The organism is Paenibacillus sp. Y660 (assembly GCF_057221575.1).
In genome coordinates, this window is sequence record NZ_JBXBBJ010000028.1 from 31,857 (window position 1) to 54,949 (window position 23,093).

General features: G+C 43.8%; 14 protein-coding genes and 2 pseudogenes. 14 read left to right on the plus strand and 2 right to left on the minus strand.

Features of this window, described 5'->3' with window-relative positions; all coding sequences use genetic code 11:
• Nucleotides 1-213 precede the first annotated feature (213 nt).
• From AC2TDN_RS22490 to AC2TDN_RS22500, 3 genes are all read left to right on the plus strand, one after another.
• Entirely contained in the window at nucleotides 214-867 is a 654-nt protein-coding gene (locus tag AC2TDN_RS22490) for a M48 family metallopeptidase (protein WP_484690250.1), read from the plus strand.
• A 289-nt stretch (nucleotides 868-1,156) separates the two neighbouring features.
• A complete protein-coding gene (locus tag AC2TDN_RS22495; RefSeq protein WP_484690239.1) occupies nucleotides 1,157-2,251 on the plus strand; it encodes a HupE/UreJ family protein in 1,095 nt (364 codons plus the stop codon).
• A gap of 62 nt (nucleotides 2,252-2,313) precedes the next feature.
• Nucleotides 2,314-6,201, plus strand: a complete 3,888-nt coding sequence (locus AC2TDN_RS22500; protein WP_484690240.1) for an Ig-like domain-containing protein — start codon at nucleotides 2,314-2,316, stop codon at nucleotides 6,199-6,201.
• 121 nt (nucleotides 6,202-6,322) lie between these two features.
• Here AC2TDN_RS22500 and AC2TDN_RS22505 read toward each other — a convergent pair whose 3' ends face one another.
• Nucleotides 6,323-6,964 carry a TetR/AcrR family transcriptional regulator gene (locus AC2TDN_RS22505; RefSeq protein ID WP_482069042.1) on the minus strand — a complete coding sequence of 214 codons (642 nt, stop codon included), beginning with the start codon at nucleotides 6,962-6,964 and terminating at the stop codon, nucleotides 6,323-6,325.
• Between the two features lie 193 nt (nucleotides 6,965-7,157).
• Here AC2TDN_RS22505 and AC2TDN_RS22510 point away from each other — a divergent pair, with 193 nt between their 5' ends.
• From AC2TDN_RS22510 to AC2TDN_RS22525, 4 genes are all read left to right on the plus strand, one after another.
• Nucleotides 7,158-7,910: an SDR family NAD(P)-dependent oxidoreductase gene (locus AC2TDN_RS22510; protein WP_482069041.1), complete on the plus strand. Its 753-nt coding sequence runs from the start codon at nucleotides 7,158-7,160 to the stop codon at nucleotides 7,908-7,910.
• 467 nt (nucleotides 7,911-8,377) lie between these two features.
• Nucleotides 8,378-9,640 carry an extracellular solute-binding protein gene (locus AC2TDN_RS22515; protein WP_484690241.1) on the plus strand — a complete coding sequence of 421 codons (1,263 nt, stop codon included), beginning with the start codon at nucleotides 8,378-8,380 and terminating at the stop codon, nucleotides 9,638-9,640.
• A gap of 25 nt (nucleotides 9,641-9,665) precedes the next feature.
• On the plus strand, nucleotides 9,666-10,550 hold the full coding sequence (locus AC2TDN_RS22520; protein ID WP_484690242.1) for a carbohydrate ABC transporter permease: 885 nt from the start codon (nucleotides 9,666-9,668) through the stop codon (nucleotides 10,548-10,550).
• On the plus strand, nucleotides 10,547-11,395 hold the full coding sequence (locus tag AC2TDN_RS22525; protein ID WP_484690243.1) for a carbohydrate ABC transporter permease: 849 nt from the start codon (nucleotides 10,547-10,549) through the stop codon (nucleotides 11,393-11,395). The genes AC2TDN_RS22520 and AC2TDN_RS22525 overlap by 4 nt, the downstream gene beginning before the upstream one ends.
• A 97-nt stretch (nucleotides 11,396-11,492) precedes the next feature.
• Here AC2TDN_RS22525 and AC2TDN_RS22530 read toward each other — a convergent pair whose 3' ends face one another.
• Nucleotides 11,493-15,104, minus strand: a complete 3,612-nt coding sequence (locus AC2TDN_RS22530; RefSeq protein ID WP_484690244.1) for a glycosyl hydrolase family 18 protein — start codon at nucleotides 15,102-15,104, stop codon at nucleotides 11,493-11,495.
• A 633-nt stretch (nucleotides 15,105-15,737) separates the two neighbouring features.
• On the opposite strand from AC2TDN_RS22530, the gene AC2TDN_RS22535 reads away from it, so the two are divergent.
• From AC2TDN_RS22535 to AC2TDN_RS22565, 7 genes and pseudogenes are all read left to right on the plus strand, one after another.
• Nucleotides 15,738-16,166 (plus strand): GNAT family N-acetyltransferase, encoded by a 429-nt coding sequence (locus AC2TDN_RS22535; protein WP_482069035.1) that lies wholly within the window; start codon nucleotides 15,738-15,740, stop codon nucleotides 16,164-16,166.
• Between the two features lie 47 nt (nucleotides 16,167-16,213).
• Nucleotides 16,214-16,480: a zinc ribbon domain-containing protein gene (locus AC2TDN_RS22540; RefSeq protein ID WP_484690245.1), complete on the plus strand. Its 267-nt coding sequence runs from the start codon at nucleotides 16,214-16,216 to the stop codon at nucleotides 16,478-16,480.
• Between the two features lie 463 nt (nucleotides 16,481-16,943).
• A complete protein-coding gene (locus AC2TDN_RS22545) occupies nucleotides 16,944-17,822 on the plus strand; it encodes a glycerophosphodiester phosphodiesterase (RefSeq protein WP_484690246.1) in 879 nt (292 codons plus the stop codon).
• Nucleotides 17,823-18,633: 811 nt separating this feature from the next.
• Nucleotides 18,634-19,866: pseudogene (locus AC2TDN_RS22550) on the plus strand (family 8 glycosyl hydrolase); the annotation flags it as partial.
• Between the two features lie 48 nt (nucleotides 19,867-19,914).
• Complete coding sequence (locus tag AC2TDN_RS22555; protein WP_484690251.1) at nucleotides 19,915-20,559, plus strand: galactose-binding domain-containing protein; 645 nt, start codon at nucleotides 19,915-19,917, stop codon at nucleotides 20,557-20,559.
• A 596-nt stretch (nucleotides 20,560-21,155) separates the two neighbouring features.
• Nucleotides 21,156-22,334, plus strand: a pseudogene (locus AC2TDN_RS22560) (family 8 glycosyl hydrolase); the annotation flags it as partial.
• A gap of 21 nt (nucleotides 22,335-22,355) precedes the next feature.
• The gene (locus AC2TDN_RS22565) at nucleotides 22,356-23,000 is read left to right on the plus strand and encodes a galactose-binding domain-containing protein (protein ID WP_484690252.1); all 645 of its coding nucleotides are present in this window, start codon (nucleotides 22,356-22,358) and stop codon (nucleotides 22,998-23,000) included.
• Nucleotides 23,001-23,093 lie beyond the last annotated feature (93 nt).

Genomic DNA, 23,093 nt, shown 5'->3' on the forward strand with positions numbered 1-23,093 from the left:
CAATGGTTGCTTGCTTCATGAGATTATAGGCTAGCGAAATTCCGTGCGAACACTTTTTGGACAGCCCATTTTATTTGTTGCTTCCATTATAAACAAAATGTAGTCATGCTAAAATAGAGGAAGAGAAGGGAACCAAGGGGAAGTCCTTGATCCTGCACTCTTTCATCTGTTTTAGTGTGATTTGGAAATAGCCCAATGGAAACGATGGTGTTTATGAAAATTGAGTTTGAAAATCAAACAATCGAATTTAATGTTGAATACGGAAATAGAGGGAAACTGTCCATTCAAATAGACTCTTTAGGCTTTATAACCGTTAAAGCTCCCAATGCAACAAGTGAAGAGAGTATTATTAGAGCTGTGGAGCATCATGGAAAGAAGATTTTAGAGAAATTAAATGTCCTTGCGGAGGCTCGAAATAAGCCGAAGACTAGAGAATATCAGGATCAAGGAAAGTTTCTCCATCTTGGAAAAGAGTATTATCTACATGAGTTAATCGACACCGGAGAGTTGGACGAAGACGAACTAAAGAAGAATCTTAAGAAATTTTATTTCACAAGCTGTAAGAAGATTATTGGTGAACGAATTAAGATCTATCAAAATCAGTTGAAAGTAAAGCCAAAATCCATTGAGGTAGAAGAGTCGTGGACGAAGTGGGGAAGCTGCAGCTCGAGCAAAAAGCTAACCTTTAATTATCGACTGGCAATGGCTCCAATTGAAGTGATCGATTATGTCATCATTCATGAGCTATGCCATCTGCTTCATATGAATCATGATCGATCATTTTGGAGACGCGTCGGCAGCATTATGCCGGATTATAAAGAAAAGGAAGAGTATTTAGCCAGGCATGGGCAAGCTATGACTCTTTAATCTGGAACTTATTTAATAGGGAATAAAACCATAAAGGACGAATCAGGATAAACCCTGCTTCGTCTTTTTAACATTCAATCATAGAAATGCCACTTTTCAGGAGTCAAACAATGCGAGATGAATGTTTGTTTTTGCCCGTTTCAGGACTGTTCTTTTTGTTTAACTACGATTTTTACACAATTTTATTGCCGATGTTAATATTCCCCTTACAAAAGTGACGCAATATAATACTGTCACTGCCCATGTGGAAGCCAGCTAATAATTCAACATTAGAATGTGAGGACTGAGATTGAAACGATTATCGACAATGATCATGATGGCTAGTTTATCGATATTTTTACTATTCATGTGTTATCCGTCGCATACGCTCGCTCACCCATTGAGCGTAAGCTACAGCACAATAACTCATAACGGTAGCGGTATCGAATTGGCGTATTCTATCGACTCGTTGTCTGTCACTGAATCAACTGATGTGGGTTTATTAGATAGACAAAAGCTACGCGAATCGCAAGATGAAATTAATGAGTGGATTCGTCAAAAAATTGTGCTTAAAGTCGATGGCGTCGAGCAACAAGGACAGATGACGAGCATGGAGCTTGAAGATAGGCGATCTGAAGGGCTAACGATGGTTAGAGCCATTTATCAATTTTCAGACGTGAAAAGTGGACAAGAAATTAGCTTAGACGATTCCATGTACACAGAAAACAGTCCGAATTATACGAATCTGCTCGTTTTTAAAGAAGGCAACCAAGTTAGTGAAACGGTATTGAAGGGAAGTTCACGACACTGGGAGGTGATGTTGGGAGATCCAGCGGCAGGATCAGGTGGGTCTGGCTCGCACAGCGGTTGGTTTGATTTTCTCTTACTTGGAGCAGAGCATATTCTTACGGGCTACGACCATCTATTGTTTTTGCTGGCGCTGCTTCTGAGAAAACAAAGCTTTAAACAATATGCTGCCATTATAACTGCCTTTACTGTTGCGCACAGTATTACCTTATCCTTGGCGGTAATGGGTATCGTATCGGTTCCGTCTCGCTGGGTTGAAGCTATTATTGCACTTAGTATCTGTTTTGTTGCTGTTGAAAATCTATTTCGCGAAAAAATTTCGCATAGAGCTCTAATTACATTCCTATTCGGCTTATTTCATGGCTTAGGTTTCGCTGGAATATTAGGCGAAATGGAGATTCCAAAATCCCATTTGGCGGTTTCGCTAATAAGCTTCAATGTGGGCATTGAGCTTGTGCAGATTACTTTAGTGTTGTTGCTGCTGCCCCTGTTAAATCTGTGGCAACGCAGCTCCTACCAGAAGTCAGGATTAATAGCAGTGTCGACTGTCATTGCATTAATTGGCGCTTTTTGGTCGATAGAGCGTTTGTTTTTCTAAAAAGATTGATGTATACGCTGGAAACAAACATCAGAAGAAAGATAGAGGTGGAGATAAGGCTTATGTTGTTATTAGAAAAGAGATTATCGAAGGTGTTGCTATCCCTCGTCATTTTGCTGCAAATCGCATTGCTTCCTATTTCGGGCATGAAGGAGAACCAAGTAGCTTCAGCTGCCGATCGCTCTTTTAAAATTGCGGTTCTTCCCGACACGCAAATGTATTCCAGATACAAACCGGAAATTTATAATTCCCAAACGGAATGGATAAAAAAGTATCAATATAGCGAGAATATCGCATTCACTACGCACTTAGGCGACATCGTTGATCGAAGCACGGTAGAGAGTGAATGGAAAAGTGCCGATGAAGCGATGAAGATTTTGGACGATGCGGGAGCTCCTTATGGTTATACAGCGGGAAATCACGATATTGACGAACGGTTTGACGACGATAGTCGAGATGATAATGACCAATATAATAAGTTCTTTAATCAATACTTCAAGCCAGCAACACGTATGAGCAATAAGCCTGGCTATCAAGGATCGTCGCCGAAGGGCTATAGCTCCTACTATACGTTTAAAGGCGCTGGAAAAACATTTTTGGTTCTGTTTATTGACTGGAGAGCGGGAACTGAAACGATAAAATGGGCTAACCAGGTCATGAAAGACAACACCGACAAACCAACAATTTTGGCAACTCACCAGCTTTTGAATATCGATAGCACTGGGAAAACGGCGGTTATGACAGAGAATGGCCAATATTTGTGGGATCAATTGATTAAAAGCAACGACCAAATTTTTCTCACCCTCAACGGTCACCATCACGGTACAGCTCAAATGGTCAAAAAGAACGACAAAGGCCATGACGTATTAATGTCCGTTATTGATTATCAAGGCTATTACATGGGCGGCAACGGCATTATGCGAACGATGGAGTTCAATCTGGATGCAGGAACGATTTCTGCTAAAACATTCTCGCCTTGGGTCATGAATATGCCTGTGGATACGCGCGATGAAACCTATGATCTTGAAGAAATGACCGATTCGAATAACCAATTTACTATGAACATGAACTTTAAAGAGCGCTTCAAAGGGATCTGGGATTCGCAAAACAGAGCACCGCAAGCGTCTGATGTAAATTACAACACTGCTGAAGGAAAAACGCTGAGCGCCAAGCTAAAAGCATCAGATCCAGACGTGGACAAGCTAACCTACTCCATTGTCACTGCGCCAACGAAAGGCACGGTCAAGCTTGTGGACACTGCGACTGGAGCGTTCCTGTACACGGCTCCTGCAGGCGCAGCAGGCAAGGATACATTCACATTTAAGGCAAACGACGGATTCATAGATTCTGAGATCAAAACGGTTACGATTGACGTTCGCGGTGCCTCGGATGGAAACGGAGAGGTCGCGCATTGGAAATTCGAAAAGCCGGCTGACGGTTCCTTCAACGTAAAGGATTTATCCGGCAACGGCAATGATCTGCAGCGAGTTGACCTTATCCAAGCGGATGTACCAGACATTGATATGAAATGGACGGATGATAAATCTCCGTATTCCAAAAGCAAGGGCAGCTTAGAAATTTCAACCTATGGTAAATTTCCGCAAGAGCTGTCTTATTTAAGGACGTCTGACGATGCGCCTTTAAATGCCATGACTTTCCAAAATGGCTATACAATAGAAGCGTATTTCCGTATTAACAGCAACTTTGACGGGAGTAAAAATGGTTGGATGGGCATACTTGGACGCGGAGGCACGGGTAAGGATGGAGGGAAAAAAGACCCAGAAGGAGACAATGAAGAACCTCTCGCTACCTTATCTATTTCTAACCTAAAGCAGCTGCAGTGGGCAGCTTACCCGCACACTAAAGATGAACTGAGGACCAACTGGTCGGGCGAGATGTTCTTCGACTGGATTCACGTTGCTGTCGTAAATGATACGAAGAAGACATTAATGTATGTGAATGGCTCCCCGGTACTGACGAATGACGAAGGTCCAGACTCGGTTGGACTAGCGACAGCTCAGAAAAACGGCAAATTCGTACCGTGGATCGTCGGAGCGTACCATTACAACAATAATTTTGAAAAAGCATTTAACGGGGCAATCAATGAGATTCGGATTACGAATCGTCCCCTCGACCTTACTGAGTTTTTGATTAATGACAATGAAATACCTGTCAGCAATGATCTATCGGTGAAGACAGATCAGAACAAGGCATATAGCGGCAAGCTATCGGCTGCCGATCAAGATCAAAACCCGTTAACGTATCAGATCGTTGCTCAGCCAACAAACGGTTCTCTATCCGTTGATACGCAATCTGGAGATTTTGTCTATACCCCAAGCCGCGATTACAACGGTGCTGATCAATTTACTTACCGGGCTTATGACGGCAAAGCGTATTCAAACGAAGCTCATGTCAGCGTAACGGTCAACAAAAATAATAAACCGACTGCGTTTGAAGGCAACTTTATCGTTGCTCAAGGAAAAGAATTGATTGGAACGCTGAAAGCGGAAGATGAAGACGGCGACAAGCTTACGTTTAAGCTGATTAAGCAGCCGGGTAAAGGATCGATCGTGATGACCGATGCATCTACAGGCGCCTTTACATATACACCTGCTAATGGAGCATCTGAGATTGATTACTTCATGTACAATGTCTCGGACGGTATGAACGAGTCGACCGATGCGGTAGTTACGATAGAGATTACGAATACGTCTGGTACGGGTGATTGGACTGCGTCTAATCTGAAATATACAATCCGTGAGGGTGGAACTTTTAATGGAACCTTCTCTGATGCTGTCAGTCAACTTAATCGGGATAAAGTACATGAAGTCAGTTTGGTAAATTTTCCGGAAAAAGGACAAGTAACGGTATCCGAAGCGACTTATGGGTCTTTTGTATACAAGGCAGATTCCGGGAAGTCGGGTACAGATGTATTCACTTTCAAAATCAGCGATGGCAATAGACTTACGAATACAGCCTATGTAATCATTCATATTGAGGAGAACAACAAGCCAGATGCGACGAATGTTCAGCTTAAAATGGAGAAGGACAAGAAATTGACAGGCCAGATGAAAGCGAGCGATAAGGATAATGATGCGCTCAACTTCACGATCGTCACCCAGCCGACATCCGGAAAATTGACAGTAACAGATGCCGTTTATGGATACTTCAACTACGAGCCAAACGCAGGCTTTACCGGGGAGGACAAATTTACCTATAAGGTAAATGATGGCATTTCCGACTCGAATACGGCTGAGGTAAAAATTAATGTTAAATCTCCATCCAGTGGCACTGGAGACGATGGAGGTACGGTGTTGAACCCACCGACGACACCAAAACCTGATATCAAGCCAGAAAAACCAATTGTGCCGCCGGTAACACCAGAGAAGCCAGCAACTGAGCCTCCAGCAGCACCTGTAAAGTTTGAGGATCTATCCGAGCACTGGTCCAAAGGAGCAGTTGAGAAGCTGAGCGCGCTAAACGTAATTAGCGGTTATCCTGATCAGACGTTTAAGCCGGAAAAAGAGATGACACGTGCAGAGTTTGTTGTCCTACTCGTGAAAGCTCTTCAATTGAAGGGTACGGGTGGTCCTTCCTTTAGCGATCTGAACGGCCACTGGGCCGAGGAAGCAGTCCAAACCGCTGCTACGCTAGGAATCATTCAAGGGGTAAGCGACTCGAACTTTGCTCCAAAGCAAAAGATTACTAGGGAACAGATGGCGGTTATTCTCGTTCGGGCTTTAAAGCTGAAGACCGAAAAAGAAGAGAAAACGAAGTTCGTCGATCAATCGAATGTTTCTAATTGGGCCGTCAGCTCCTTGAATACGCTTGTTAGCCAAGGCATTATCAAAGGCTATGAGGATGGATCCTTCCGTCCGGAGAAAGCGATGAACCGAGGCGAAGCGGCATCCGTAATCGTCAAATTAATGGAAATGCAAGCGAAGCAATAACGTAATTTATAAGCAAAATAAATAAACAAGTCAGGGAGGAACAGCATTCCTCCCTGACTTGTTTTTGTTTAAATAACGAGATCACGGCAAATCATATAGAGGCAAAGAGCTTGCCTGCTATTTAGGCTTTCAGGTATTCCATAAATATTTTTTTTAGTATAGCAAGCTGATGATCGTTTTCCAAATCAGATTCGAGCAGGAGAATGTTTTTTTGCAGCGATAATTTTTTTGAAAAAAGTCCAAATGTGTTGATGAGAGTCGTTAATGTCTCCTTAACCGGAAGGTCGGAACGAATCGATCCATCCTCCATGCCATTTTGAATGATTTTCGAATACTCGCTCGATATCATGCGATTCATTGCGTTGATATTGTGTATATCCTCTAAAGGCTCGGACGAGTGGGAGGCATAGCTTTCAAAATCGACCATAAATTTAATGCTCGAATGATTTTGATCCTCGATAAAGAAATCAAACAAAATTTCGAGCTGTTCGAGGCATGACAAGGGCAGCTCAGCGACATATTGAAAACGATGGAGCATCGGCTCAAGCAGCTTGGTAGCGACCGCAACGATCAGCTTTTCTTTTTTTGGAAAATACCGAAACAGCGTTGCGATGCCAATATTCGCATCCGTCGCAATATCCTGCATCGTCGTTTTTTCGATTCCCTTTTGATTAAATACGCGCTCTGCGGCTTCGAGAACGGTGAATTGGCGCTGCTGCTTGCCTTCAAAACGTTCTTTCTCGTATCTTTCTTTTGGATCCATAAGAGGTTAAATCCTTTCAGCTTAGCTATTTCGATTACATGTAGTATATCGACTGGTTATCCTTTAAGCAAGGAAGGATTGAGCTTTCTTGAAGAGTGTGATATGATTTATATCATAGTGATAGTGATACTATCACTTGATAATTAATTCGTCGTCATCATTTAAAATATTGAACACCAAAGGGGACTTACACATGACTCGTCTTACTGGGAAAGTCGCAATTATTACTGGAGCAGGTAGTGGCATGGGGCGCGAAGAAGCTCTTTTGTTTGCAAAAGAGGGAGCAACGGTTGTCGCAACAGATATTAACGAAGCCGCTGTGCAAGCCGTTGTGAAGGAAATTGAAGCTGGCGGCGGACAAGCTGCAGCCTATGCGCACAATGTCAGTTCGGAAGAAGCATGGATCAGTGTCGTCGAGAATACGATTAAAACTTACGGCAAAGTGGACATCTTAGTAAACAATGCGGGAATCTCTCTTGCTGTTGGACTTCTTGATACGACAGTTGATCAATGGAATAAAGTCATGAGCATTAACTTAACCAGCACTTTCCTTGGCATGAAATATGTCATTCCACATATGCAAGCTAACAATGGCGGCTCAATCGTCAATATTTCGTCGATTGCAGGTCTAACAGGCAGCAGCGGTGCGGGGGCGTATACGGCTTCCAAAGGCGCTGTACGTATGTTGACGAAAGCGGCGGCTGTCGATTTTGGCAAGGATCATATTCGCGTCAATTCGGTTCACCCAGGCTTTATTGAAACGCCAATGAGTGCGGATTTCGTGAATAACAAACAGATGCTGCAATGGTTCTTGTCTCAGACGGCACTGCCTAGAGTGGGTCGTGCATCCGAGGTGGCTGAAGCCGTCCTGTTCTTGGCTTCTGATGAGTCTGCTTATATTACAGGCGTTGAGCTGCCAGTAGATGGCGGAGTAACTGCCAAATAACAAGGGTTTATGAAGAAGGGCTATCCCACATGCGGATAGCCCTTTTGCTATTGTAAGCATTGCTATCTCCTGATCGATGCATATAAATTGTTATTGACAATGTAAGCACTTACAATTTATATTGATCTTAGTTAGTTTTGGCGCCGAACAAACATGCTTTCCGTTATTTTTCAACAACGATGTCAATTGTGCTGCCTTTATTGAAAGCGCTTTAATTTTAGGGGCTAGCACAGGCAATGTGTATTTCAAATATTGTAAGCCTTCTCATTCCTGAAAAGTCATCATTGGCGGGGAAATTTCCGAGTCATTAGGTCCGTTTTTAAATGGTATTAAGAAAAGAGTAAGTCATTCTACGCCGATTGAGACAACAATAGAGCTGGCTTTGCTTGGCAAGAAAGACTGTGCAATTGGTGCGATTGCTTATGCTTTTCTACAAATACAAGGAAAAGTATAGAGGAGGAAGTCAAATGAACAAGAAGCTTGCAATTGTAATGTCAACTGTTCTATTGAGTACGGGTGCTTTGAGCGCATGTTCGAGCAAAGAGGGAAATTCAGGGGATCAGGTAACTTTGAAGGCGATTTTTATGAAGCAAGCCGGATACAGCGAAGAGGCGACTCAGACGGCTACTGAGGAATTCATGAAATTGAATCCGAACATTAAAGTGGAGCCGACTTTTGTTTCGTATGAGTCTTTGGAACAAAAAATTATTACCGGCGGCAGCAGCTATGATGTTGTTTTGATCGATGCTCCATGGACAGCGAAGTTCGCAAAAGCGGGAATTATCAAAAACGTCTCGGATAAGCTGCCCGCAGATGACCGTACCGATATTTTTCAAGGGGCGCTAGACTCGGTTACCTATGACAACGAGTTGTATGGCATGCCTTGGCTGAACGATACGCGCTACTTATTTTACAACAAAGAAATGCTTCAACAAGCAGGCTTCGATGCTCCGCCAGCGACCTGGGACGAACTATTAGCTCAAGCAAAAGTGCTGAAAGAAAAAAATATTGTGGAATTCCCGCTCGTTGCAACATGGAAGCAAGCTGAAGCTCTAGTATGCGATGTGACTTCCATTACGGAAGCATTTGGAGGACATTTGATAACGGACGGCAAGGCTACCGTAAATGATCCGGCTAACGTAGAAGCGATTAATTTCATGGCGCAATCGATTAAAGACGGATTGACTAATCCGAGCTCGATTGAGTATTTGGAAGACGACGTTACAGGCGTATTCACAAGCGGCAAAGCGGCTTTTGCCTTGAACTGGACTTACATGTTTAACCTGGCGAACGGTGATGCGAGCAAATCGCAGGTTGTTGGCAAGGTTGGCATTGCTCTTAGCCCAGGAACATCCAAAAAAGCAAGCGCAACCGTAAATGGCGGTATGGGACTTGCGATTACGAAAGGCAGCAAGCATGCCGATGCAGCATGGACATACATTCAATTTCTAGCGGATAAAAATTTCCAGAAGCAGCATGCGAAGGATGCTCTCCCGATTTGGAAATCGCTTTATGAGGATCAAGATGTCATTGCTGTAAATCCAGACCTTGTTAACTTGTCAAAAACGCAATATGACTATTTGGTCAACCGTCCAATCGTACCATGGTACGGTGAGTTTTCCACTGAAACTCAGGTTGCCGTAAGCAAAGTGTTAAACGGATCGGTTTTGGCGCAGGCTGCCTTGGATGAATTGCAGCAAAAAGCGACCCAAATTTCTGAAAGTAAATAATAAGAGGTAAGGAAAGGGCAATGTCATGAGAAGAATGAGTGATAAAACCTATGCTTGGCTGAATATCACTCCGGCTGTTTTAGCGGTATTCGGTATAATACTTTTTCCACTGATCTACACATTCATACTAAGTCTTCACAGCATGTCCTTAACCGTCGAATCGATGGGTGAATTTGTAGGCTTGGAAAACTATTTTAATGTTCTTACCGATGCCGGCTTCTGGGAATCGCTCGGTAGAACAGCCTACTTCTCTTTTGTTTCCATTAGCCTTGAGCTGCTGTTTGGAATATTGATCGCGCTGCTGCTTAACGAAAACATTAGAGGCATCGCTGTTTTGCGTACCATTATCATTTTGCCTTGGGCCGTTCCGACCATCGTAAACGGTGCCATGTGGAAATGGATTTATCAACCGGAATACGGGGCTTTGAATGCGTTTCTGACTCAACTTCATATCATCCCGCAATATCAATCCTGGTTAAGCAAGCCTTGGCTTGCGATGAACATGGTCATTTTGGCTGATGTTTGGAAGATGACTCCGCTGATTGTTATCTTCCTGCTGGCATCGCTGCAAATGAGCAACAAATCAATCTATGAAGCGGCTAATGTGGACGGTGCGGGTCGTTTGCAGCGATTTTTCATTCTTACTCTGCCGCATCTGAAGTCGACGATTCTTGTGCTGATCGTCATGAGAACGATGGAAGCGTTTAAAGTATTCGACCTGATTTATGCCTTGACCATGGGAGGACCTTCGGACGGGACGAAAGTACTCACGTATCAAGCCTATATCCAAGCATTTAATAATATGCACTTTTCAATAGGGGCTACGATCTCGTTCCTCATCGCCATGATTATTGGCATAATCAGCTTTGTTTATGTCAAAGTGTTAAAGGCAGAGGAGGAAGCCGGATGAAAAGCAGCAAAGGATTTAGGCTTGTACAGTATTTATTCGGTGTCCTGGTAGCTTTCTGCACGCTTGCTCCGTTTATCTGGCTCTTTATTTCAAGCATATCTTATCAGGTAGATCTGACATCTGTGCCGTTGAAATGGATTCCGCGCCATATTACGTTCCAGAGATACATCGATATTTTCGCAAATCCGGACAATGATATGGCTTACACCTTCCGAGTGTCCATGTTCAACAGTCTAATTGTCGCCGTATGCACAACGCTCTTGGCATTGATCATTGGAGGACTAGCTGCACATACCTTCGCAAGGTATCAGTTCAGATTCAAGCAAAAAATGCTCTATTTATTTATGTTCTCGTACATGATTCCTTCAGTCGTAATCGTTATTCCTTTGTTCTCTGTGTTGAATAAGCTTGGATTGATGGATACAAAATGGTCGTTGATTCTACTCGATTTAACTTTCGTCATTCCTTATGTCATTTGGGTGATGCAAAGCTATCTGAAGTTTCTGTCCAAGGACTTTTACGAGGCCGCTTACATGGATGGATGTACAAGGTTTCAAACGATCAGATTGATTATTTTTCCGATAGTTCGACCTGGAGTGCTGGCTACCGCCATATTCGCGTTTCTGCTTGCATGGGATGAGTTTTTCTTTTCACTGCTGTTTACTTCCAGTCTCGATGCGAAAACAGTGCCAGTAGCCATTGCTGAATTCAGCGGGAAAAATGGGGTCGATTACGGTATGATCGCAACTGGCGGGGTGCTTGCCTGCCTGCCGCCGATCTTAATCTCGTTCATCTTCCAGAAGCATCTCGTAACGGGAATGACGTCGGGCGGAGTCAAGGAATAATGATTCAAAAACGAAATAGGATGGAGCAGAAGTAACAATCTGCTCCGTCCTATTTTCGTCTACCGTCTACCTATTGTCATGCATGAGGCAAGCTTTATTAGGTTAATTTCAATGCATCAAGCGTTCTCATGACCGTAACTGCTGCTTGGGCTTTCGTCACCTTGGACAAAGGAGCAAACTTATCCGTAGATACACCTAGCATTATTTGCTGCTCTACGATAAGCGCGACCGATGCTTTGGCATAGGAGGAAATAGCAGCTTGATCCTTGAAGCGCTCAAGCACCTTGGCGTTTGCTTCTTTCGACTTGCCCGCATATTGCAGCGCACTCGCGAGTATGACGGTTAAATCCTGACGGGTGATAGAGCCGTTAGGGTTGAAGGAATCCTCGGTTACGCCTTTGATCAGTCCGAGCTTCTTAGCCGCTGCAATATCTCCGGCATACTTGGAATTGCTGTCCACATCCTTGAACGGATTGTTTGCCGAGTCTGGCAAGATGCCTAAACCTTTGACGATCATGGAGATGAACTCGGCACGGGTAATGCTGGTGTTCACACCGAAGCGATCCGCGGTCTCTCCAGAGACGATCAGCTTGGCGGTTGCTCGATCTACATCTTTACGTGCCCACTCCGCAGTTACATCGTTAAATTTGAAATTCGTTTCAACGATGGTATAAACGCTGTTTCCGTTCCTTATTAATTCCGCGGTTACCGTTCCATCCGAATTCGCAGTGAACTTGGTAGGGACGGAGCGGAACTGACTTGACCCTGGGAGATAGACTACGCCGGTTGCCCGGTTTGCGTCGATATCCTTTGCGCTTAAGGTGAGAAGGCGGCTGAACGTATGCTGTCCAAAATCAGTCACTTCCACATACGTATTATCCGAGTTAAGCTGTTCGATTTTAAAATCAAGCGGCATCGCAAGCAGCTTAAGACCGCTGGCTTGCGATAATTGCTCGATCTTGCCAGCGGTACCCGCATCCGTCGATGAGATCGAGATTTTCATATCGGCGAAGAGATGGATGGCATGAATCGGTATGACATACGTAACGCTATTCCAGACGATGGACAATGCCGGCATCTCCCCTTTTTTGGCGATCGCTTCGACAACGGCTTTAGAAATGAGGACATCGACCTGCTTCGCCTCTTTGCTTGCCGTTACTTTAAACGCCGAGGAATCGGAGGCATTGATTGACTTAATAGCAGCGTCCGCCTGTACAGCAATCGTCCATTTGCTTCCGTCTTTAGTGATGCTTGCATCGAGTTCATCCTTCGGCTTAGCAGGCGGCGGCGTTGAGCCTCCTGGCGAAGTGGAATTCGAAGTCGATCCCGACGTTTTCGCGACAAGGACATGGCTCGCAGCGGAAACCTTCAGCACGCGATCATCCTTCTTCTCGATGGCAAGCACATGAATCTTGTATTCGGTATTGGATGTAAGCAAGCCTTCTGCATAATTGGTTTCGTTTGTTGCGCCTGTGTATTGATTATTGACATACACCTCGTAGCCGGTCGCTCCTGTTACTGCATCCCATTTCACCTGCAGCTCGTTTTCGCTTTTAGAAATAATCCCGAGGTTGGATGGGGCAGGCAGGGCAGAAGCATTCACGGAGCCGTCAATTGGCAAATCATGCACCAACTGTGTGGACAACGTTTTGTTGCGGTCACCGCTAATATCCCAGCTCATTACACCAGCCAAATCCAAGGATTTGACGAGAGAGGCGTTGTAGATCATCGATGTTTGGTCATTGTACGTTATAAAATTGCCATTTACACTGTTGTACAAATAGGCAGCTTTAGAAGCTTCGTTCCATTTGCGGACATAACCGTTTTTGTTCACGTAGTTTTTTTCCAGATCTGAGAAATCAAAGATACCTGCTTCCCACGAACCGGGCGGAATGGCGATACAGGTCTGATATTCGCCGCTTGCGGGGCAGCCGCTCCAGCCTTTGCCGTAGAACGGAATGCCGAGCACAAGCTTATAGGCAGGTACTCCTCCATTTAAATGGCCAGTTGCTCCGCCCCTCACATTGTTGCGCGGAGCGCTATCTCTCGGATGATTCTTATCTGCGTAAAGCGGTGCATTATGATGAGCCAGCAGCTCCCAGCTTCCGCTGTAATCGTAGGTCATAATGTTGATAAAATCCAAGTAGCTGACGGAATTTGCAAAATCCGCATTCACGACAAAATTGTCGCCCTGGCCGGATGCAATCGTCAGCAAGTAATACTTGCCGTCTTCAGAGCCTGCTCCATCCAAAGCTTCACGGACGGTTTGCATCATGAGCGTGAAGTTTTGCTTATCCTCTGGTCGACGGCTATTATGCGTCTCCCCGCCCTCAACCGGGTATTCCCAGTCGATGTCGAGGCCATCTAGATCATAAGCCCGAAGGAATTTCACAGCGGAGTTAGCGAATACGCGGCGTGTTTCCTCAGTTGCCGCCATGTTCGAGAAGTTTTTGGACCATGACCAGCCGCCTACCGATACCATCATCTTTAAATGCGGATTATTATCTTTGATTGATGCGAACGTTTCAAAGTTTTTTATATCGTTGTCGTGATCGCCAATGACGATTTCGCCGTCATGCACATACCTGCTCTGTAACGGAATGTCTTTGTTCTCACAAACCGTTGAGCCTGTTCCGTACTTTTTCCAGCATAGATCTGCGAAGGCATAATTGATATGAGTCACCTGCGATACATCTACCTGAGTCGGCTTGTAATTCCGTGCTGTCTCATAAACAGACCAAGAGGTGTAGTACGTTACGATGTTATAATTGCTTCCCGGTACAGCCTTAATTGAAGCGCTCTTAGGTGATTCCCATAGATTGTTCTTGGCCGCCACTGAGAAAGCGTAGGACTGGCCTTCCTTTAGGCTATTGACGACAAAGCGGTTCGTATCGCTTGAACCGATTAGTACGCCGTCTTGATAAATATCATAGCTTGCAGCACCAGGCGTAGGAGCCCAGCCGAGCGAAACCGTCGTGCGGTTCGCTGTTACGACCTGAACATCGCTTGGAGCAGCCAGTTGTCCCCAAGTGAGCTCGACCTTATTGCTTTTCTCCGATGCAGTTGTTAGCTTATTTACGGTCTTTTGCGCTCCAACCTGGAAGTAAACCGAACCCGTTACGGTGCCTGGGATGGTATATGTAATGCTAGTGGAACCATCCCAAACGCCGGATGTCCATTTTCCATTCACGTAGAAATCATAACCATCCGCGCCAGGACTTCCCGTCCATTTCAAGGTCAAGCTAGTATCTGTTACAGCTGACAACTTCAAATTTAGCGGAGGCGCTAATGGGGGCTCTTTGTATTCGCTCTGATCTTCCGTTGTAGTAAAGGTGACCAAGTTGCTCTTTTGCTCAGGCGTGAGATTTGGAGCTTGGATGCCGTCGGGGCCGATATAAAAGGAATAGGTGGTATTTGGCGTTAGGCCGCCAACGGTTTGGGTGCTGCCGCTCGCCCAATAGATGTATTTGTTATTCTGATCCCAAATCCAATAATCTTTTATGCCGGGGGCTTGGTCCCAAGACAAGGAAACGGTATTATGCGTAACTTCGACGACTTTTAAATTCGTAGCGCCTGCGGCAGGTTGAGTCGGGGGATCATTTTCAGCGGCATAGGATATAGAAGCATTAACAAATGTGGTAAACAGTAGAACAAAACTTAGCAACAGCATATAAATTTTCAAATCTTTCTTCTTAGCAAAAAAATTCACCTTATCACCTCTATTTCGTAATAGTCGAACAGTGCAGCATTCCAATTGATGTGCATGTCTGGGTGTTGATGTCTTATCGTGCTGGTTGGATAGATTCGGAAGGTTCAATGAAGGGGATTCTTCGATGACCGGGAGGAGAGCGGAAAATCTAAATAAAAGCGGTGAGTGTGTCTTGAATGGCTGCGTTCGGTGTAAAGGTATGGAATGGCCTCCTGATGCCGTCCCATTTTAAATAAAATTTAAGGCGCACCTCCCCTTCTGTATATGTAAAGATTTTGTGTACCTACTATTATCATGGGACGAATGGAGAGAGATGGGAAGGGGGATATTCTATTTACGATGGGGTAAAATTGTATAATTATAGAATTTGGCCGAGTTATTGCGATATTTGGGCGATGCGTGTATAAAGTATGCAGCGTTTATAAAATGTTGCTTCGATTGACGGAAGGAAACGAATAGGTTATTGTTAAAGGCGCTTAAGGACAAAAAGCCATATACCATAAAGGATGAGAGGTAGGGAATGCTACATGCCCTGCTTTTTCATTGGAGACCATACATGCTATAAATAGCAAAAGGAGCTGTAAAATGCCTGCAATTGTTGCAAAACCATTTGATCAAGAGATACAAATACTATTGAGTGAATTACAATCGGGTTATCATGCAGGGGAATTGAGCAAGAAGGACAGCTCGGAGCTGCCGGAGCAGATTTATATGATTGAAGCTGATCAAGAAATGGTCGGATACGGTGTTATTTGGGAATATGAGAATGGGAAACAGTTAATTCAGAAGGCGGAGACGGACTATTTTAGCGATGATGAGAAGTACTTAGAGAAGGATTTCTATATTGAGATCAAAAACAAGAGGGACTTCATATTCATTGAAGCGTTGGACGTGTTGAAAGATTTTGAAGGCAAGGGCTATGCGGCTTTCTTTATTAATTGGGTTAAAGAGAAATACCCTAATAAAAAAATGTATGTTTATACATTAGATAAATCAAGGAACTTTTGGTTTAAGCAGGGGTTTGAGGCTTTGGGAAATACGGTATGGATGACCTATAATTAATGATATATAATGAAGGAAAACTACCGGTCGTTGATTAAGGGGCGAAGATGATGGAAAAGGCATATAAAAATTGCCAAAGCTGCGGCATGCCGCTAGCTCGTGACGAGAAACAAGGCGGCACTGAAAAAAACGGAGCTAAAAGCATAAAATTTTGCAGTCATTGTTACGAGAATGGCGCTTATACAATGCCAAACCTAACGGTAGAACAAATGAAGGATAGAGTCAAACAAAAGCTGGTAGAGTTCGGGTTTCCGAAATTTTTGACTGGTCTATTTACTAGAAATATTCATAAGCTTGAACGTTGGTCAAAGTAAAGTTTAAAAATTGCAATAATAAAGGCAGTTAATCTAAGAAGCGCAGGAATAGCCTCTGCAGTAGATGTTGCTGAAGTTGATATTGCAAAGCATGCAGCATTGCTGCATCAGCATATGAAGCGCTATAAGCTTAATCCTCATGCAAGGGGAGTGGACTCGGATCGGGAGGTCGTTGTTTCCTTGAAGACGGCGGAGCAGCCGCAAAAATAATGAGTAATGAAAAGGATATGCAACGCATGAAGAGGCTAGGTGTGGATGGGGTCATTACGGATTTTCCAGGGTGAGGAATGCGGAGCTAAATAGGTCGTTAACTAGGTCGGATCAGCCTTGCCAAAGGCAGATCTGGCCTTTTTTTGTTTCGAGCAGTGCTCCGTATGTTTAATGTAATAAGACTACGAACGCTTGGCTGTTTTTGCGTGAGACATCATTAATGAGCAGTTGTTTTATATCTGGAGGTGGAACGATGGGAAGACGGAAACCAGCTTTTATTTGGCGCAGGATTGGATTGCTCTTGCTTTCGCTGTGCTGCGCGATGTTGTTCGCATCTGCATCCAATCCCAATACACCGGAGGGATTTTTAATTTTCGCGCATCGTGGAGCTTCCGGTTATGCGCCTGAGAATACGATGGCGGCCTTCGAAGAGGCCGAGAAGCTTGGCTCAGACTTTATTGGATTTGATGTTCAGCTGAGCAAGGACGAAGAGCTCGTCGTCATTCATGACGATAAGGTGGATCGAACGACGGAGCATTCAGGTTCTGTGGAGGAGTATACGTTGAACGAGCTTCAACGAATGAATGCGGGTTCGGAGGGTGCGGATGCTGTTGATGCTGCTGACGAAAAAATATTATCATTCCATGATGTGATGGAACGATTCGCGGGAAAGATGGGCATGCTCGTTGAGATTAAGGATTCCAAGCTGTTTCCAGAAATTGAAGAGAAGGTGGCCGACGTTGTGCGCCAATACGAGCTTCAGCTTAATCATACCCAGTTTGAAGACAATGGTCGATTAAAGGGTATGGGCAAAATGAAGAACAGCGCAGGCATCGTCATTCAATCCTATGATTTTGACTCAACGCGCCGTATTCACGAGCTGCTTCCCGACATTCCTGTAGCTGCTCTTATTCACGAGGATCAACACCCTTTATCGAATGAGATGCTGGATGAGCTGACCTCCTATGCGGCATATATTAACTACCCCCATGATCTGCTGGACGAGAAGCTCGTTCGGGCAATCCATGACCGGAACCGAAAAGTGGTCGCGTGGACGATCCAAAACGATGGAGATATGGAGCGGATGAAGCGTCTTGGGGTGGATGGGGTTATTACGGATTATCCGGGTTAAGTTTTTTTAGAGAATTGTGTTAAGAGAATGATTAAATTCATATTTTCGCAGTTGCAGCGATGGCGATCACAAAGAAAAAAACAGACTGCTTCAAAAATCAGAACTGATTTAATAGGTTGTAGAGATCAAATTTTAAAGAGGAAAATTATACATACATTTGGGTTCAACCACGCTGCATGCGTGTTTGAGCCCTTTTTCCTTATTAACCGATTTGGATTCCTACTTTAATATTACGGAATCAATTCCATTTTAAGTATGTTTTCGATCTTCGATAAACCATATCCAGGCACTTGATTTTCATAGATGGATTCCCAATTTTCGAATGGCGGATTATATAACTTATGATCCTCCTTAAGGCAACTTCTTATTGAAAATATTGATATATGAAGATTTTTTTAATTTTTAAAGATGTGACTGAGTATAAATCCGATGTAAGCGGTTAAATTCTTTAAACATTTATTCCAATATAAGTTTATTCATTGCTTTTTTTTTTAGTAGCATTATTAAAAAATATGTGTTAAATTACTGGCATGGAGAAGGATAAATCCATTTCTCATTGAGTAGAGGGTTACAAAGTAGCTTGGTTGATACAGATGCGTGTAAAGTGCAGCCAGTTTCTTCTCAAATCCTTTTTCAAAATCTAATTACTTTTCACCCCCCTAAGTTTAAGCGCTTAAATTTAGTTAAGTGCTTAACCATTTTTATCAAAGGGAAAGGAGCTTTATGGATAGAGTCGTAGATTACAGCAGCATAATAAAAGGAGGAGTTTTATTTGAACACTTTAAAATCAAACAAAAGTACGACGAAACTGATGGGCCTCATTTTTCTCTGTCTAGCAATGCTTGTTACACTGCTGGGTGCGCCTGCTAAATATCAACCGACAGCTCATGCTGCAGGTGAATTGAAACCGTTTCCACAACAAGTAAGCTTTCCAGGTATTATTAAGCCTAACCATGTGAGCCAGGCTTCTATGAATAGCTCGGTTGCCTCTTATTATGACTATTGGAAATCCGCACATCTAAGAAATAACCTAGCATCATTGCCTGGCGGTTACTATGTAAAAGGCGATATAACTGGCAGCGCTGACGGATACAATCCGCTTGGTACCTCTGAAGGACAAGGATATGGAATGATTATCACTGTTCTGATGGCAGGCTACGATTCTAATGCTAGAACGATCTACGATGGTCTATTCAAAACAGCAAGAGCGTTCAAAAGCCCGAACAACGCTAATCTAATGGGTTGGGTTGTAGCGGATAGCGCTGGTGCACAAGGTCATTTCGACTCCGCAACTGACGGAGACCTTGACATCGCTTATTCTCTGATTCTTGCTGATCGCCAATGGGGATCTGCAGGTACAATCAACTATTTGGCAGAAGCGAAGAAAATGATCACGAACGGAATTAAAGTTAGCAATGTAACGACTAACAACAGACTTAACCTTGGTGACTGGGATACGAAGGATGCTTTGAACACTCGTCCTTCTGACTGGATGCTTTCCCACTTGAGAGCTTTCTACGATGTTACAGGAGATCAAACTTGGTTGAATGTCATTAACAACCTGTATACCCTGTACAGCCAATTCACAGCATCTTATTCGTCAAGCACGGGTCTGATCTCTGACTTTGTTGTTGGCAATCCGCCACAACCGGCTCCACAAAACTATTTGGACGAGTTCCCTGAAACAAATGAGTACAACTACAATGCAAGCCGTGTTCCGTTAAGAATCGTTATGGACTACGCTTTGTACGGAGATGCTAGAGGCAAGACTATCGCTGACAAAATGGCGGTATGGATTAAAGGCAAAACAGGCGGTAACCCGAATAACGTAAAAGACGGATACCAATTGAATGGTAGCGATAGAGGAACATATGCAACTGCGGTATTCGTATCGCCATTTATTTCGGCAGCTACAACGAGCAGCGCTCACCAAGCTTGGGTGAATGCTGGTTGGGACTGGGCGAAGAACAAGCAAGAATCTTACTTTAGCGATTCCTTCAATATGCTTAACCTGCTGTTCATTTCCGGAAACTGGTGGAAACCAGACTACAGCGGCGGTTCCGATACACAAGCACCAACAGCTCCAACTGGTCTGACTGCAACAGCAGCATCAAGCAGCCAAATTAACTTGAGCTGGACAGCTTCGACGGATAACGTTGGTGTAACAGGTTACCGCGTATTCCGCGGCGGCGTTCAAGTTGGCACTCCAACAGGTACTACTTTCAGCGACACAGGTCTAACGGCATCCACATCATACAGCTACACGGTAAAAGCAATTGATGCTGCTGGGAACCTTTCAGCTAACAGCAATACAGCAAGCGCAACGACAAGTGCAGCTTCATCCGGCACTAACTTTGCTCTTGGCAAGACGGCTGTAGCAAGCTCAGTAGAGGGAGCAGGATTTGAAGCTTCCAAAGCAACTGACGGCAATTCAACTACAAGATGGGCAAGTATTGAAGGAAGCAACAACCAATGGATCTATGTTGACCTTGGTACAACAAAAAGCGTTAACCGAGTGAAATTGAACTGGGAAGCTGCTTACGGCAAAGGCTACAAAATCCAAGTCTCCGCAGATGCAAGCACTTGGACAGATGCTTTTACAACAACTACCGGCAATGGCGGAATTGATGATGTTACGTTTACAGCTAAAAGCGGAAGATATGTAAGAGTACTTGGAACAGCAAGAGGCACCGCATATGGATATTCACTCTTTGATTTCGAAGTATATGGTTCTTAATTAGTAAAATAGTGCAAGGCCTGACGGGATAACCCGTCAGGCTTTTTAAAACAGAAGAATGTGGAGCCCCCCTTGCAGGCTTGGAAATCTATTTATATCAAGTTTATTTGATTTATATAGCTGAAATACTACTTCCACTAAAACTTTAATACCAAAATAAGTAAATATTTTTCGTGAAATTTTTCTGTAGACAGAAACAAAATCAATGTGTTACATTTACTCACATAAGAAGTGATGTAAATATCTCAATGAAATTTGAGGGTGATAAAGTAAGTTGGTTGATGCAGATGCGTACCATATGCACTCCGTATCATCTAAAATACTTTTTTCCATAAGCAACTTACTTTTTCCACCCTAAAAATTAAAACGATTAAACTTTGGTTAACTGAACGTTTAATTGTTTTAATGATTATTAATTGGGAAAGGAGCAATTAGTAGCGTCGAAAACAGTTGAATTATTATTAAAGGAGGAGTTTTATTTGAACACTTTAAAATCAAACAAAAGTACGACGAAACTGATGGGCCTCATTCTTCTCTGTCTAGCAATGCTTGTTACACTGCTGGGTGCGCCTGCTAAATATCAACCGACAGCTCATGCTGCAGGTGAATTGAAACCATTCCCTCAGCAAGTTAGCTATCCAGGTATTATTAAGCCTAACCATGTGAGCCAGGCTTCTATGAATAGCTCGGTTGCCTCTTATTATGACTACTGGAAATCCGCACATCTAAGAAATAACCTAGCATCATTGCCTGGCGGTTACTATGTAAAAGGCGATATAACTGGTGATGCTGACGGATACAATCCACTTGGTACCTCTGAAGGACAAGGATATGGAATGATTATCACTGTTCTGATGGCGGGCTACGATTCTAATGCTAGAACGATCTACGATGGTCTATTCAAAACAGCAAGAGCTTTCAAAAGCCCGAACAACGCTAATCTAATGGGTTGGGTTGTAGCGGATAGCGCTGGTGCACAAGGTCATTTCGACTCCGCAACTGACGGAGACCTTGACATCGCTTATTCTCTGATTCTTGCTGATCGCCAATGGGGATCTGCAGGTACAATCAACTATTTGGCAGAAGCGAAGAAAATGATCACGAACGGAATTAAAGTTAGCAATGTAACGACTAACAACAGACTTAACCTTGGTGACTGGGATACGAAGGATGCTTTGAACACTCGTCCTTCTGACTGGATGCTTTCCCACTTAAGAGCTTTCTACGATGTTACAGGAGATCAAACTTGGTTGAATGTTATTAACAACCTGTATAACCTGTACAGCCAATTCACAGCATCTTATTCGTCAAGCACGGGTCTGATCTCTGACTTTGTTGTTGGCAATCCGCCACAACCGGCTCCACAAAACTATTTGGACGAGTTCCCTGAAACAAATGAGTACAACTACAATGCAAGCCGTGTTCCATTAAGAATCGTTATGGACTACGCTTTGTACGGAGATGCTAGAGGCAAGACTATCGCTGACAAAATGGCGGTATGGATTAAAGGCAAAACAGGCGGTAACCCGAATAACGTAAAAGACGGATACCAACTGAATGGTAGCGATAGAGGAACATATGCAACTGCGGTATTCGTATCGCCATTTATTTCGGCAGCTACTACGAGCAGCGCTCACCAAGCTTGGGTGAATGCTGGTTGGGACTGGGCGAAGAACAAGCAAGAATCTTACTTTAGCGATTCCTTCAATATGCTTAACCTGCTATTCATTTCCGGAAACTGGTGGAAACCAAACTACAGCGCCTCCGATACACAAGCACCAACAGCTCCAACTGGTCTGACTGCAACAGCAGCATCAAGCAGCCAAATTAACTTGAGCTGGACAGCTTCGACGGATAACGTTGGTGTAACAGGTTACCGCGTATTCCGCGGCGGCGTTCAAGTTGGCACTCCAACAGGTACTACTTTCAGCGACACAGGTCTAACGGCATCCACATCATACAGCTACACGGTAAAAGCTGTTGATGCTGCTGGGAACCTTTCAGCTAACAGCAATACAGCAAGCGCAACGACAAGTGCAGCTTCATCCGGCACTAACTTTGCTCTTGGCAAGACGGCTGTAGCAAGCTCAGTAGAGGGAGCAGGATTTGAAGCTTCCAAAGCAACTGACGGCAATTCAACTACAAGATGGGCAAGTATTGAAGGAAGCAACAACCAATGGATCTATGTTGACCTTGGTACAACAAAAAGCGTTAACCGAGTGAAATTGAACTGGGAAGCTGCTTACGGCAAAGGCTACAAAATCCAAGTCTCCGCAGATGCAAGCACTTGGACAGATGCTTTTACAACAACTACCGGCAATGGCGGAATTGATGATGTTACGTTTACAGCTAAAAGCGGAAGATATGTAAGAGTACTTGGAACAGCAAGAGGCACAGTATATGGATATTCACTCTTTGATTTCGAAGTATATGGTTCATAATTAGTAAGATCCGATTAAGCCTGACGGGTAACTCCGTCAGGCCCTTAAAAACAGAAGAATGTGGAGCTCGTTTTGATTTATAAAATAATGATA